The 13,840-nt window shown below is 55.3% G+C and carries 11 protein-coding genes and 1 pseudogene; 8 read left to right on the top strand and 4 right to left on the bottom strand.

What is annotated here, in order from left to right:
* Positions 1-12: 12 nt before the first annotated feature.
* Positions 13-1,176, top strand: a complete 1,164-nt coding sequence (locus GA0061102_RS20470) for an alpha-D-ribose 1-methylphosphonate 5-triphosphate diphosphatase (protein ID WP_092852652.1) — start codon at positions 13-15, stop codon at positions 1,174-1,176.
* Positions 1,177-1,494: 318 nt separating this feature from the next.
* On the opposite strand, the gene phnF (GA0061102_RS20475) is transcribed toward GA0061102_RS20470, so the two are convergent.
* Positions 1,495-2,229 (bottom strand): phosphonate metabolism transcriptional regulator PhnF, encoded by a 735-nt coding sequence (phnF, locus tag GA0061102_RS20475; RefSeq protein ID WP_092852654.1) that lies wholly within the window; start codon positions 2,227-2,229, stop codon positions 1,495-1,497.
* Positions 2,230-2,348: 119 nt separating this feature from the next.
* Here phnF (GA0061102_RS20475) and GA0061102_RS20480 point away from each other — a divergent pair, with 119 nt between their 5' ends.
* The 6 genes from GA0061102_RS20480 (at position 2,349) to GA0061102_RS20505 (ending at position 9,418) form a co-directional block, all read left to right on the top strand.
* Complete coding sequence (locus tag GA0061102_RS20480) at positions 2,349-2,636, top strand: ABC transporter permease family protein (RefSeq protein WP_208858672.1); 288 nt, start codon at positions 2,349-2,351, stop codon at positions 2,634-2,636.
* 41 nt (positions 2,637-2,677) lie between these two features.
* The gene (locus GA0061102_RS20485) at positions 2,678-3,799 is read left to right on the top strand and encodes an aminotransferase-like domain-containing protein (RefSeq protein ID WP_159432185.1); all 1,122 of its coding nucleotides are present in this window, start codon (positions 2,678-2,680) and stop codon (positions 3,797-3,799) included.
* A gap of 76 nt (positions 3,800-3,875) precedes the next feature.
* Positions 3,876-5,126 carry an extracellular solute-binding protein gene (locus tag GA0061102_RS20490; RefSeq protein ID WP_092852658.1) on the top strand — a complete coding sequence of 417 codons (1,251 nt, stop codon included), beginning with the start codon at positions 3,876-3,878 and terminating at the stop codon, positions 5,124-5,126.
* 123 nt (positions 5,127-5,249) lie between these two features.
* The gene (locus tag GA0061102_RS20495) at positions 5,250-6,326 is read left to right on the top strand and encodes an alpha/beta fold hydrolase (protein WP_139115082.1); all 1,077 of its coding nucleotides are present in this window, start codon (positions 5,250-5,252) and stop codon (positions 6,324-6,326) included.
* Positions 6,327-6,399: 73 nt separating this feature from the next.
* The gene (locus GA0061102_RS20500; RefSeq protein WP_092852662.1) at positions 6,400-7,449 is read left to right on the top strand and encodes a M14 family metallopeptidase; all 1,050 of its coding nucleotides are present in this window, start codon (positions 6,400-6,402) and stop codon (positions 7,447-7,449) included.
* A 904-nt stretch (positions 7,450-8,353) separates the two neighbouring features.
* The gene (locus tag GA0061102_RS20505) at positions 8,354-9,418 is read left to right on the top strand and encodes a porin (RefSeq protein WP_092852664.1); all 1,065 of its coding nucleotides are present in this window, start codon (positions 8,354-8,356) and stop codon (positions 9,416-9,418) included.
* A gap of 460 nt (positions 9,419-9,878) precedes the next feature.
* Here GA0061102_RS20505 and phnF (GA0061102_RS20510) read toward each other — a convergent pair whose 3' ends face one another.
* Positions 9,879-10,655 (bottom strand): phosphonate metabolism transcriptional regulator PhnF, encoded by a 777-nt coding sequence (gene phnF / locus GA0061102_RS20510; RefSeq protein ID WP_092852666.1) that lies wholly within the window; start codon positions 10,653-10,655, stop codon positions 9,879-9,881.
* Between the two features lie 436 nt (positions 10,656-11,091).
* On the opposite strand from phnF (GA0061102_RS20510), the gene phnD reads away from it, so the two are divergent.
* On the top strand, positions 11,092-11,997 hold the full coding sequence (gene phnD, locus GA0061102_RS20515; RefSeq protein ID WP_092852668.1) for a phosphonate ABC transporter substrate-binding protein: 906 nt from the start codon (positions 11,092-11,094) through the stop codon (positions 11,995-11,997).
* A 32-nt stretch (positions 11,998-12,029) separates the two neighbouring features.
* Here phnD and GA0061102_RS34085 read toward each other — a convergent pair.
* A pseudogene (locus GA0061102_RS34085) lies at positions 12,030-12,314 on the bottom strand (hypothetical protein); the annotation flags it as partial.
* A 192-nt stretch (positions 12,315-12,506) separates the two neighbouring features.
* Positions 12,507-13,628 carry an NAD(P)/FAD-dependent oxidoreductase gene (locus GA0061102_RS20520; protein ID WP_092852670.1) on the bottom strand — a complete coding sequence of 374 codons (1,122 nt, stop codon included), beginning with the start codon at positions 13,626-13,628 and terminating at the stop codon, positions 12,507-12,509.
* Between the last annotated feature and the right edge of the window lie 212 nt (positions 13,629-13,840).

Here is a 13,840-nt window from a genome sequence, read left to right on the forward strand (position 1 = left end):
AAGGCTAAAGAAATGACCGAACAATTCATCTTGCGCAATGCGCGAATCGTTGGACCCGATCGCGAATTCGAGGGCTCGGTTTCGATATCGAATGGATTCATTGCTGAAGTGTTGGAGGGCAGTCAGGAGGCCGGCCTCGATCTAAACGGAGATTATCTTCTGCCAGGCTTTGTCGACGTCCATACGGATCATTTCGAAAAGCATGCCATGCCGCGTAGCGGCGTCATGTGGAATTTGACATCGGCCTTGTGTTCGCATGACGCAGCGATGATTGCCACAGGTACAACGACCGTATTCGATTCTCTGCTCGCTGGAGGGGCAGGGAACAAAACGCGCAGAGAACTGCTTGTTCCAGCCGTCAAGGCATTAGACGCGGCTCGCGAACATGGCCTGCTCAAAGCAGATCACTTTCTCCATATCCGATGCGACATTGTCGAAACGAAAAGCATCGAACTTTTTGAAAAACTCGTTGATAACGCCAATCTCAAGTTTGTTACTATAATTGACGATCTTCCGGCGAGGGAGGCTCCTGCAAGAGCCGCCAAGGTGCATGAGAAACGCCGCGGACTTCCGAATGGAACTCTAGCCATCCCGTTCGGACCCACGGCAGATGAAGATTTCGATACGGCAATTGCGCGGCGCGAACGCATTACAGAACTTTGCCAGCAGCGTGAAATCGTCGTTGCAAACCATGACGACACCAAGGCTTCACACGTTGAGCACGCGGCGTCGCTAGGCGCAACAGTCAGCGAATTTCCGCTGACAATGGAAGCCGTTGAAGCTGCGCGCAATCACAATCAGAAAATCATCTGCGGGGCACCAAATCTCGTACGAGGGAAATCTCATAATGGAATGGTTGCGGTCTCTGACATCGTACGAGCAAATATGCTTGACGTTCTCTGCTCGGATTATGTCCCATCAAGTCTTCTACAGGCGATCTTCCTGCTGAGGACAGATGACTTTGGATGGTCTTTGCCGAAAGCTGTCGCCCTTGCAACGCGCGAACCCGCGAAACTTTTTGGCTTGGATGATCGGGGAGCGATAGAGAAGGGGCTATGTGCCGACCTTGTACGCGTGCAGATCGTTGATCGGATGCCGGTTGTCCATACCGTTTGGAAGGCCGGTCAAATCGTTTTCACCCAACGTTCGAAAGTGCAAAGATCCGACACGAACTGATCGATCGGAAAGCTTCAAATTGGGAAATCGCAATTCACCAGGTCACCAAGTCCTTCGGTCCTATATCCGTGTTTCGGGATGTCTCGCTGGAAGTTGCGGATGAGGAGTTCCCGACGGTGCTGCAGCAAGTCGGCGCTGCTATGGATCCTTGCAGATCTCGATGTGCAAACGTCGGGCTCGCTGTCGATTGGCGGCCGCCTCGTCGAGGGCGTTCGTCCGAAGAAGCCCGATGCGGGGGGCTGCCATGACGCGAACAAGATCACGTTTGACGATGCATTTGCGAAACATTTAGGAGTTGGACGTCCTTAGTTCTTCTGATCAAAATTCCATTTTCAGTTCGACGCGACTGCTGGCGAAGCTTGTTTCCGCGTAGGTCAGAGGAACCTGCGCAGGACCGACACCGACGACAAGGGTCGTCAGGACATATTCGACGGCAGGAATATTCAGGTGGCGCGCTTCGTCATTGGAAGGCATGCGAGAGCGAATGCGAACGTCTTTTCGGCGGTATTCGTCGACGCCGCATTGCCGAAACAGCGACAAAAATGAGAACTGCTGACTGCCTTTTCCCTCTAGCGCGCGAAACAACCCCTCGATCCCCGGGAGGCGAGAATTCGCAAAATAGTGGCTACCAAAGTTGAGCGGCGCGCCGCTGGCTTCGCCAAGTATAGTGACCAAAAGTATCTGCTGGCCCTTCGGTAGCTGGAGCGCCTCTGCCACATCGCCAGGAGCGTAGCATTCCACCACGGACAGAACCGCGCGAGACGGCACGAGGTTGCTCCCGACAAGGTTTTGTTCGAACAGCTGATGAGGTCCGACGTTGTACTGAAGCGGGTTAACGACAGCGTAGGCTCCACGGCCACGTTCAATGCGCACCTTGCCTTCTGCCTGAAGATGCCCGATCGCCTTGAGTACGGTGTGCCGATTGACGCCGAACCTTGCCGCCAGCACTTCGCTCGACGGTAATCGCTGATTTGTCAGCAGGTCTCCTCGTTCGATCTCCTCTGCCAGAGTCTCGCCGATTTGACGCCACAATGCCATCCCGGAACTCGCCATCCGTATCTCCTTCTCTGCCACCTGGCTAGCTGTCACATCACATTCACAATGAACTGATAGCACGGCTGCGAACGATATTCTGTATAGCAGTCTAGAATGAATGGCGAAAGAGCTCTTTTATGAGTGAAGTCAATTTCTCCCACGTTTCCAATGGCGTTGACTTGACGCCGGTGTTGGATGACGTCGTCGACCACTGGAGCGACTTGTTCTGGCCGTTGATCGTCGTCAATTCCGAAACGCTGACGCCGCCTTCGCTCGGGATCGTCGCTTTCCGCAACGAAGACATCGGCACTGACTTCGGCCCCCTCATGGCAACGGCGACGCTCGTCGTTGCGCCACTGATGATTGCTTTTTTGGCCACCCAGCGGTGGTTCATCGAGGGGCTCACTCACGGGGCTGTCAAATGAATTTGGCCGCCCATCCAACATCACAATCTGGAATAGCATTGATGCCTGAACAAGCAGCCCTTGAGGCAGACGCTCCGATCGTTGCCGACTTCACGCGCTCGATACCTCCAACGCCGCCCATTTTCCGGGCCAGGCTGAGCGCCAGCCTATCGGAGCTAGCCGCTAATCCGCACCTGGACATGCTTGTGCGAACATCTGCCTCGGGCGGGACACCATCCGATCAGGAGGCCGGACTCAAATGGTTGGAGCCCAAACTTGGCGATCAAATCGCGACCGGCAGGATGACCGTTACAAACGGCACGCAAGGCGCTGTGTTGCTTCTACTGGAAGCGCTCGTCGGCCAAAACGGGCTGCTGCTCACCGAAGCCCTCTCATGGGGCGCGCTTCGGGAAATTGGCCGTCGCGCGCATGTCAGGATCAAGGGACTTCCGATTGATGATGACGGGATAATCCCCGATGCTTTCGAGGCGGCGTGCCGCGATCTTCGCCCGAAAGCTCTCTATTGCAATCCTACTGATCAAAACCCAACGACGGCGATCATGTCCGAAACGCGCCGCCGACAGATCGCCGAGATCGCTCGGCACTATGGCGTAGCCATCATTGAGGACGACGCGCTGGGGCGGCTTCATCCGGGATCGCCGGCGCCCATCGCATCCATCGCCCCCGATATCACCTGGTATGTAATGGGGCTGACCAAATGCGTCGCGCAAGGCTTGCGCCTCGCCTATGTCGCCGGCCCTTCCGTAGCGGACACGCAACGGGTCATCGGCCCTGCCCATAAACTCTCCTTCTGGGCGCCCAATCCCCTCACCACAGCGATTGCAACGCGTTGGATCGGCGACGGCACCGCCGAGGAGATCTGCACGGCAATCCGCCACGAGAGCAAGAAACGGGAAGAGCTCGCCTCCTCGCTCTTGTCGGGAGCAGACCTCGTGTCCAAGCCAGGCGCGATGCACGTCTGGCTGCGCCTTCCTCCAGAGCAGGACCGCCATCAACTGGTGGCGTCACTCAAGGACAAGGGCGTGGCGATCCGCCCGGCGGAGTTGTTTGCGGTCGACGACACGCCCGTGCCGAACGCGGTGCGACTGTCCCTAAGTTCACCGCTTGACCGAAGCCATGTCGAGCAAGGGCTGCGCATCATCGCTGCTGCCCTGAAACTTTAGCCCCTTCAACCGCCTGCAGAAAGCCGGCGCAAAAGCAACGGGCTGTCACAGGCGGCCACTACCGGAGAAACGAAGCATGTCCTTGAAGTTGCTTGGAACCACGCTCATTGCTTGCGCTGCGCTCATGCTGCCGGCTCATGCCGATAACATCACGCTCAAGGTGGACACCACACCGTCGATCTTCGCAGACATGTTCAAGGAATTGAAGACTGCGTTCGAAGCCGAGCATCCGACCATCCGTGTGGATCTCGATACGCCGCAGCGCGACCAGACCGACACCATTCAGCGTACCATGCGCCAGGCTGTTGTCGGCGACCTGCCGGATATCTCGTTTCAAGGCTTCAATTATTTGAAGCTATTGGCGGATGCCGGTCATATCCAGCCGGTCGATCAGCTCATCGCCGCCGATAAGGAATGGACTAATCAGCGCTACTCTCCTTCTGTCACCAGCGCCACCACGATCAGCGGCAAAGTGTATGGCCTCAGCGTTGCCTATTCCTTCCCGGTTATTTTCTACAACGCAACCCTGGTGGCAGAGGCCCAGGGTGGAAACAAGGAACTGCCCGCCGACTGGGACGGGATCCTGGCTGTCGCGCAGAAGATTCAAAAAGCGCATCCCGACGTCCTCGGCGCCTACACGCGATACAATGCCTTCATGACACAGGGCTACATCATGAGCCGTGGTGGCTCGCTCGGGAATGTGGACGGTACGGCGGTGACGTTCATTGATTCAAAAGGTAGGGAAGCGTTCGACCTGTACCGTCGCTTCGGTGAACTCGGCCAGGCAAAACTTGACATGACCGACGCCCAGGTTCGGCAAGCCTATGCCAGCGGCAAGGTCGCTATTCTGGCCGACTCCAGCAGCAGCCTTGAGAGTTTCGCCAAACAGGCGGCGGGTAAATTCGAAATCGGTACTGCACATTTTCCATTTGCCACCGGAGCAAAACTGCCGACATCGGGTAGTGCTGCTGTCCTGCACACGAAAGACCCTGCCCGCCAACAGGCCGCCTGGCAATTCATGTCCTTCGTAGCCGGCCCCGAAGGTCAAAACATCCTCGGCCGTAAGACGGGATATATGCCTGCCAATCAAGTGGCGGTGAACCGTGCCGACTTGCTGGGCGACTACTATAGGGCCAATCCCGCCATCACAGGAGCGCTGGCCTCGATTCCCTACGCCAACGCGTGGTACGTGTTCAAAGGCCCCAATACCGCACGCATCGACAAACTGTTCGCGGATCGTCTGCAGCAAGTGGTGACGCTTCAGCAAACGCCCGAGGATGCCGCTCAGGCGCTGAGCAAAGACATCACCGGCCTGATCGTCAAGTGACACTTGGAATTTGGCGACCGAAAGGGCGCTTTTCCGATCGCCGTCTGAGCTTCCACGACGAAGTCGCGCATTCCTGTGGTCTCTCCTCGGCTCAGTTAAACGCGAAGTGCAAGAGCTGACTTCATGGAACATACAACAACATGCGGCTCGCAGCTTTTACCTGGCGAGCGTATTTGTAACGCCACCCGGTACTCGGCATTGACCTATTTTCGTCGGGGATCCACTGACAAGCCGCTGGTTGTATTCCTGCCGGGCGGAGGACACCTCGCTCGCATCGCCTATGGTCATCCCGATCTTCGCGCCGACGATTTTCTGGATCATTGGCTAGCTCAGGAGGGGTTTGGACTCGTCGCTATTTCTTATCCCTCCGATCACCCCGTCTACGATCGGCTATATCCGGCTATGACCCTGGCGGATTGGGCCAAAGTCGCCGCCGGGATTACAAAACAAGTGATCGACGAAAATGGACTTGGCCCAAATGTCTTGCTCTTAGGTTGGAGTATGGCAGGGTATATCGTGCGCCGGTTCAACGAAGCGGCCATTGCGGAAGGTCTTGAGGTGGGTGCCTTTTTCTCATTGGCCGCGACGCCCCCTCTGTTCCTGAACACCGATATCGAGGCCAGTTTCCGACTGAGCCCGGAGGGGTTGCGAGAAACCCGCGGCCCATCGCAGTGGATTGATCTAGCCATTGCCGAACAAACCGCCATTAACGGCCGGCCAGTCTTTGACCATGCCCGATATGAGAGCATGTTCAGGGTGAACCATCCTCTGAACATCAACGGCGGCCAGAAACGTTGGCAGGATGGTCAGATCGTGATCGATGTCGCAGCCGCCGTGGAAGACCTCGGCAATTTTGACTACCAGTTCTACCCGATAACAGCGTGCCTGGTGCCGCAGTCGGCGAATGATATCCGGCATGCCTTCACCGATGCGGCCAACTGGAACTTCCTCAACGTCCAGAGCGTGTTGCGGAGATGGGTGCCGCCCGAGGTGCAGGCCGACCCCAAAAAACTGGCAACCCTATGGCGACATCTGTCGTCTGTGAGCGATCACCTTCAAAAGCTCACAACCTCAATCCCAGGCGGCCATCTCTTCTTCACCGGTGAGATCGGCGCGCGTGCGACTGCAAGAGCAATCGCCCCGCTTTTGACCCAAATCCAACGACTGCGAGCCGGGCTCGACGCTGCTGCACGGCTATAGCTTCGCACTGCAGCACGGCGTTCGCCGTCTCTCATACGTTCCATCTGCCAACTCACCACAGGACGATAGTTCCATGACCCATTCCAAATTCTCCACACAGGTCCGCCCACCTTTTGATTTCGGCGCTTCACGCATCTGGACCGATCTTGATCTCAATGCCGAGGGCCATCAACGGGGATGGTTACGACTGAATGTATCTAGCAGCACCAATACAGGCTTCATTCCGATTCCTGTTGCTACCTTCAAGAATGGCGATGGTCCGAAAGTTCTTCTGCTCGGCGGCGTCCATGGCGATGAGTACGAGGGCCAGGTCATGGCCATGAAGCTCATGCGTTCGTTGAAGCTGGAAAACGTCCGCGGCCAAATCATCATCCTCAATGCCACCAACGCGCCGGCAGCTTACGCCGGCTCTCGAACTTCGCCGCTCGATGACGGCAACCTCAACCGCGCCTATCCGGGTGATCCCCGGGGCACGCCGACCGAGGAAATTGCCTACCTCCTAAACGAGGTGCTGCTGCCAGGTGTGGACTACCTGCTCGACATTCATTCGGGCGGCACAGCAAACTACTTCCTGCCGTCTGCTCATGTGTATGCTCATCGTGATGAGGCCGCTATGGATCATCTACTGCATCTGCTCAAGGTGTTCGCCATGCCGGTGAGCATTGTGCTCGACGGTCTGTTCGATCACGACAAGAAGGCGATAGGTGCTGCAGATCGTCTCGGTGTCTTACGATTTGCCACCGAACTCGGTGGGGCTGGCTACGTTTCTGTCGATGCGCTTCGTCGTGCAGAGGTTGGGCTCGCCCGCCTCCTGCATGAAATCGGCCTGTTGCGCGAGCCGATCACCGTCGAGCCCGCCCCCGCGACGCATTTCTACAGCCGGCTGCCCAATAAGCAGTACGGGTATGCATTTGCCAACGGCGTCTGGGAGGCCTATCACGAGGTCGGCGAAATGGTAGAGGAAGGCGAGGCGATAGGTGCCATCCATTTCGCCCAGGAGCCTTGGCGTGAGCCTCTTGTTTTGCATAGCAGACAAGCCGGAATGATCTACGCCTTGCGTCGCCCGGCCATCACCGAAATGGGACAAATACTATTTATTCAAGCAGTGCCGTATGTCAGGTGAGATCGCCGGAATTTAGGAGGGCATTGCGGGTAGCGTTTCATGATCGGTCATCACGACGATGTCATAAAAGTCGACAAACCGATACCACCCGCTCCACCGAATAGCGCATCCGGGCCGTTGTTGGCTGCCGGGAACAATCTCTGATCGATACCTCACTGAAAGCCGGCAGTCGATTGGGATCAGGCTGCTGATCCGTTTTTCACGTCGGCGATCTTCTTCAGCTCTCTCAGCGGATTGGAAATATATTACCTGGCTGGTTCGTCGACCTGCTTGGCAAGCACCTTCTGGTCACTAGTAAATCGGCAACTCCCCGCCATGCGCACCTGCCAACAGGATTCCATTCTCAACGCGGAAGGGCGTCGTACCTGACGCTTCTAACCCATCGAGCAGGACAGACCTCCAATGGCGCTGGCGAGTCTCGGCGACCAGCGTTCGATTGGCGCGTGTCCGCCGAGTTGAAGGATGAACCCGTGCGTTTGGCTTCGCTGCAACTGCATGAGTGAGACTAAGCTTTCAAAGCCTTTCTGCAGCGGAGCTTTGACATAGCGAACCAGGGGTAAGCGCCCTCCTATTTCGTTCTGGCAGGTCGCGTCTTTTAGTTACAAGCGTCCATAGTGTCGATCCGGCGAACGGCCGCCATCTTCTATGAATCGTGCACGAAAGTGTGTCAGCTTCCCCGAGGGATGGGATCGCCATCGCATATTGCGTGGGCTTATATCGAATTATTCGATGAAGCTCGTTTTACTGTCGTATTCATTGAAACCCCGCTCTCTAGGGTTGTCGCGGAAGCGAGACTCTACTCGCTTTCCCCCAATGAGGGATCTGTAAACAAGGCTGGGGTGGGGCACGTCGATTTCTCGACGCGAATTCTCATTGCCTAATTAAGATTAGAATTGGAGTTATTATGACCATAAAGAGCCTACTTCTTAGCTCCGGAGCAGCACTGGCAATTGTTTCCGGTGCTCACGCAGCTGACGCAATCGTCGGGGCAGAGCCGGAGCCGCTAGAGTACGTTCGTATTTGTGATGAGAATGGCAAAGGCTATTTCTTCATTCCTGGCACGGAAACCTGCCTCAAAGTCGGCGGCCGTGTTCGTACGGAAGGCGGTTGGTATAACGCCTACGTGGCTGGCCAGACCGCAGGTGCCCGCGGGACCTACTGGCATACTCGTGCCGAGCTCTCCGTTGATACCTCAACTGACACTGAATACGGCCCCCTTAAGACCAACACGGTCTATCGCTGGGACTGGCAGGAAGGCGGTGCAACGACAACAAAACTCCTGTGGGCAAATATCACCCTCGGTGGATTCCTCATTGGAAAGGCCGATTCCCAGTTCGCCACTTATACTGGCGGCGCTGGAGACGTTATCAATGACGACGTAATCGATTTTAGCCTTGCCACGACCGAGTTAAATCAGATCACATACAAATACGATGCCCACAACGGTTTCACAGCTGTGATCTCATTGGAAGACAGCAACTCCGGCGCCGGCGCGACTGGGGCGAACGGCGAGAACAGCTCCAATCACTATGCTCCTGACATCGTTGGTGGTTTAGGTTACACTGCCGACACGTTTGGGTTCAGGGTTGTTGGCGGGTATGATTCAATCGTTGAGGAAGGTGCCATCAAGGGCCGTCTCGACGCTAAGTTCGATAACGTTCAAGCGTTCCTCATGGGCGGTTGGAATACTGATGGCGATAAGCTGAACAAATATGCCGCCGCCAATGGTGCCGGCCTTGGATGGGGTGATTGGGCCGTTTGGAGTGGCGTTGGCGTTGCGCTTAACGATAAGCTCAAATGGAACCTTCAGCTCGCTTACGATGATCTCAAAACCTTCGAAGCGACGACGAATATCAAGTGGAGTCCGGTAAAGGATCTGCTGGTCCAGCCGGAAATCACTTATGTCAACTATGACGTGCTTAACAAGGACACTTGGGCCGGCATGCTGCGCTTTCAGAGAACCTTCTGATTTGAAGTTATCGGTCATATACTAAGCCGATCGCCCATCCGAGGATTGGCCCAGCGTAGCTGGGCCTTTCACACATCCACAAACATTATGAGGAAGCGAAGCCTAGGCGAGACCGGAGATTTCACCGGGCTCAGATGGCAGTTCGAAGAGGTGATTTCAGTTTGAGTGCCGATGGCATAGGCGATTCTGCCTAAGTCTCATATCTGCCCATATATCCCGGCTATTCATAAACTTGGCGAAGCCAGGAGCGGAGAACGCGGGCCAGGATCATTCAGGCATAACGCCGCGGCGGAGGGAATGGGCTATTTTGTCAAGCGTTGTCCGTACCAGTGAGCGCACTGCAAAAGGTACCGACTCCACATGATGAACAACAGGTGTCGTGCGCCTGCCAATGATGCGCAGAATGTCAATTGATGCCAGTTTGAAATGACGACGACCATCTGGCCTTATGATATTGATCCTACGCTGGCGTCTTGACTGATTCCATGATTTCGTCTTCGAATTGTACGAGAAGCTCAACCCAAGCTGCTTCGATGCAAATGCCAACCTGAATTGGCGCTCCGTTAAGGTCGACATTGATATGCTTTACCATCAATGACGGTTTCGATTTCTTCTGATTGAGGAGCTTTGCCTCTCGTGCGCCCAAAGCCTTCGGCCGGATCACGGATTGTAGCCGCCTGTAGTCGGAAATTCCGAAATCCTTCAGTGATCGAGTGATCGAACCGTACTCCCTGATCTTTAGGTCAATGCCGTGAAACCGGGGGAGAGGGTAGTAGTAGGTAGCGAACGAAAAAGGTCGTGTCTCCACCCAAGTCAGAGTTTCGATTTTTCTAACGAAACTGTCGCTCGGAATTTGAAGGGCAGAGGCGAGTTCGGTCTGAGCGCGTACGGTTTTGGCTCCAAGAAACTGACGTAGATTTGGCCGCTGCAACCGCTGCAGCTCAACACTCTGCTGTTGCGTACGTCCGATGGGATAGCGCAGAGTATCCTCTTTCACGTAAATCCCACTTCCGCGTTCACCCCGCAGAACACCAGCCGCTTGCATCTTCGCAAGAGCGTGCCGGACGGTATTGACATTCACTTGAAAGCGCGCAGCGAGTTCCTTTTCAGTGGGGATTTTTTCACCTGGCTTTAGCTCACCGGTCTGAACTTCCTTGAGGAGTTCGTCCTTGATCATCTGCCAAATGAACCTGTTTCCACGTAGAGAATGGGCGTTCTGGTGGCTCGCAATCATCATTTTTGCTCCTGAGTGAGTTGCAGCTGGACGGCTAAGGTTCTTCGGAAGGGCACAGCCTCGTCGAGCGTCTTTTCCAGCCGCATGGTGTGCTCTTGAAGTTCCCCAGTTTTCATCATGCAGCGTCCATATGCCTGTAACTGCCTTGTCATGGATGAAAAGCAAAAAGGCTCTCGAAGGACAATACAGGGGAGGTTACACGTCAGCGCACCGGAGTCCAGTGACACTGCGAGAACAGAGTTCGTGCGGGGCAATCATATTCAGACCCGAGCGATCCGACCTGTCGCCAACTCGGATCGCAAGATCGCCGCCCGTACGCCTTTTGGTACCGATGGTCGGGGCCGTGCAAAGCAGGATGAGGCGAGAGCCCATGTGGCTGTCCAGTCGTAGCTATCCCAAACTTAGCAAACAGAAGAGAGAGAGAGAGAGAGAGAGAGAAATGATGAAAAAAGTGGTTCTGATCGCGGCCACGCTTCTTGCTTTGGCGTCAGCTTCAAAAGCCGCCGATCTCAAGGAATTCCGTGTCGGTATCCTCGGCGGTGAGAACGAGCCGGACCGCTTGCGTAATTTCGCGTGCCTCGCAGATCACCTGAAGCAATATTTTGGCTTCGAAAAGGTCGCCTTGTACCCCGCGGCCGATTATGATGGCGTCATCCAGGGGTTGCTCGGCGGCACGCTGGACTATGCTGAGCTTGGAGCCTCGGGTTACGCAGCCATCTATTTGAAAAATCCGAATGCGGTCACCCCGTTCCTGACATACCAGCAGACAGACGGCTCGACAGGTTACTATTCAATTGGTCTTGCCCGTAAGGACTCCGGGATCAAGACGATCATGGATGCGAAAGGCAAGAAGCTGGGCTATGCCGATCCGGATTCTACGTCTGGCTATCTGGTTCCATTTACCCAAATCCCCAAAGCCACCGGTATGCCGAATGACAAATTCTTCGCGTCGACCCAGTTCAACGGCGGGCACGAAAACAACATTCTGGCGATGTACGACGGAAAGGTCGACGTCTCAGTCGATGGATCCTCTGGTATCGGTGACTTCAAAGATGGATACAGTTCAGACACCTTCCACAAGATGGTGTCGAAGGGCTCGGTTGATCCGTCTCAACTCGTCGAGGTCTGGCGCTCGCCTCTGATCCCCAATGGTCCGCTGGTGGTACGATCTGCTCTGGGCGAAGAATGGAAAAAGAAGTTGACGGACTTCTTTCTTGCTTTGCCCAAGAGCGACGCGAAATGTTTCAATGCTATCGCTGGCGGAGACTTCAACGGTTATGTTCCGGTGACACCCGACTTCTATAGAACCGTTATAGACATCCGCAAGCAGACGATTGGAGGTTGAGATACCGGTGTTTGCCAGGGCTCTGGATTTCGTCAAAAAGAGGCGCCTTGCGGCACGCCCCCCAACGGGCTTCGAACGCCTCTAAGCGCATCGCATAAGACTCGCGAAACGGATGCGTAAACTGGAGCGCCAGCGCGATGTCTCGAATCACTGCGGCTTTGGAAGGGCAACTTGGTAGACGAATACTTGGTCCGGTCGAAGGGCTGCTCGAGGAACTGATGATGGTTTTTTTGCATGATAGTCGCTTCGGAGAGATGGGTCGCCGTTCTTATATCCGCTACCTTTTCAAAAAGCTTTTGGATGGGAACGGCATTCGTCGTGTTATTGGCCCTCGATCAATCGTCTCGAGGTTGTGAACTTGAAGTAATATCCAAATCGAAAGTGCCGATTCCTGTCCTGCGGCAGATAACGGTTTTAGATCGCTTGGGACAAAAGCCTTCCTGGTTGATCTTTCATCCGGAACGCTCACTGAACGCAGTGGAAGTCCGAACCGCGACAAGCTCGTTGGTTCATGTGGCGGATGGAGCTGAATGAGAAAATCGCGTTGGCCGGAACAGTTCGAAATCCTTCGAAGTTCTGCCGTACAGTATTTCCTCCACTGCGGCCTGTCCGATAAGCGGGCTCAACGAAATTCCCGAATGCGTGACTGCGACATGATAACCCTCGATGCCGGGTAATGGCCCGAATACCGGCATCCCGTCGGCAGGGTAGGGTCTCACCGAAATCCTGATCGCAGTGATCTTCACACCGCCAACCGTTGGAAGGACGTTTTCCACGAGTGCTGCAATCTGCCTGGCGCCTGCCTCACCGGCATCAAAAGCCGTGATGTCTTTCAATGTTAGATCGGCGGACTTTGCGTGCAACAGCAGGCGGCCGGCACGCTCAGGTTTGATATAGATTTCGGGTGCCTTCATAATTCTGCTGACATTGTTTCGGCTCACATCCGTTATGACGGTCATTCCCGGTTTCCACTCCAATGGCACCGCATGCCCGAGTTCGGCGCCGACCGTATTTATCGCGCAGCCCGCGCAGTTGATGACATAATCTGCTTCCAGTTCGCTTCGATTGTCGAGCCTGACGCCGACGATGCGCCCTGAACGCTCCAGGAGATTATGAACTCGTGCTTCGATAAGACGCGTCCCGCGACGCTCGGCTTCACGCATGAGCACGTGACGATATACGACTGTGTCAACAGAGGCGTCGGTAGGGTAAAAGACGGCTTCGCAGCCTTCCAGGCTTGATCTGGAGACATCGGGCTCGAGACTGATGACGTCATCAGCATTTAGAATCTCGATAGGGTGTCCATATGACCGCAGGCGATTGAGCCGGACAGAATGGTCCTTGGCCTTTTGAGTATCAGCCGGCCACCATTCGAGAGCTCCGGTGAGCCTCAGCCAATTTGCATGGCCGATCTCCTCTCCAAGCTCGCGATGCGCCAGATTGCCACGCATCACGAGCCGATAATAATCCTCCGGCTTCTTGTCATGACAGTTCAGCCAAGCAAAACTGGTGAGAGTGGCTCCCGCTCTGAGACCCTCAGGGTCAACAACCGTAACCGTCGCACCCTCTTTGGCAAGATGGTAGGCAACGGAGCAGCCGATCGCCCCAGCTCCAATGACAATCACTCGCATTTTACAACTCCCGGATGACCCTGTTCTCTGATCGCAAAAAATAGATCGATTTCCACATGGTTAGGTGCGGCCGTTGAGCTATGCCGGGGCACTGCCGACGAGCAGCGTCCTCAGTTTCATTTGCCGATATGAAGTTTAAATCGCTAGGCTTAAGAGTTCTTCTGAGGAGCCGTGAAACATGGGCCGAACGATGTGCGACGGAATTACCAAGT

This window comes from Martinezella miluonensis, assembly GCF_900094545.1.
In the GTDB taxonomy this organism is placed as follows: Bacteria; Pseudomonadota; Alphaproteobacteria; order Rhizobiales; family Rhizobiaceae; genus Rhizobium; species Rhizobium miluonense.

Coding starts and splice junctions, on each gene's coding strand:
- GA0061102_RS20470 (WP_092852652.1), top strand. CDS start 13: ATGACCGAACAATTCATCTTGCGCAATGCGCGAATCGTTGGACCCGAT.
- phnF (WP_092852654.1), bottom strand. CDS start 2,229: ATGGCGAGTTCCGGGATGGCATTGTGGCGTCAAATCGGCGAGACTCTG.
- GA0061102_RS20480 (WP_208858672.1), top strand. CDS start 2,349: ATGAGTGAAGTCAATTTCTCCCACGTTTCCAATGGCGTTGACTTGACG.
- GA0061102_RS20485 (WP_159432185.1), top strand. CDS start 2,678: ATGCCTGAACAAGCAGCCCTTGAGGCAGACGCTCCGATCGTTGCCGAC.
- GA0061102_RS20490 (WP_092852658.1), top strand. CDS start 3,876: ATGTCCTTGAAGTTGCTTGGAACCACGCTCATTGCTTGCGCTGCGCTC.
- GA0061102_RS20495 (WP_139115082.1), top strand. CDS start 5,250: ATGGAACATACAACAACATGCGGCTCGCAGCTTTTACCTGGCGAGCGT.
- GA0061102_RS20500 (WP_092852662.1), top strand. CDS start 6,400: ATGACCCATTCCAAATTCTCCACACAGGTCCGCCCACCTTTTGATTTC.
- GA0061102_RS20505 (WP_092852664.1), top strand. CDS start 8,354: ATGACCATAAAGAGCCTACTTCTTAGCTCCGGAGCAGCACTGGCAATT.
- phnF (WP_092852666.1), bottom strand. CDS start 10,655: ATGATGATTGCGAGCCACCAGAACGCCCATTCTCTACGTGGAAACAGG.
- phnD (WP_092852668.1), top strand. CDS start 11,092: ATGATGAAAAAAGTGGTTCTGATCGCGGCCACGCTTCTTGCTTTGGCG.
- GA0061102_RS20520 (WP_092852670.1), bottom strand. CDS start 13,628: ATGCGAGTGATTGTCATTGGAGCTGGGGCGATCGGCTGCTCCGTTGCC.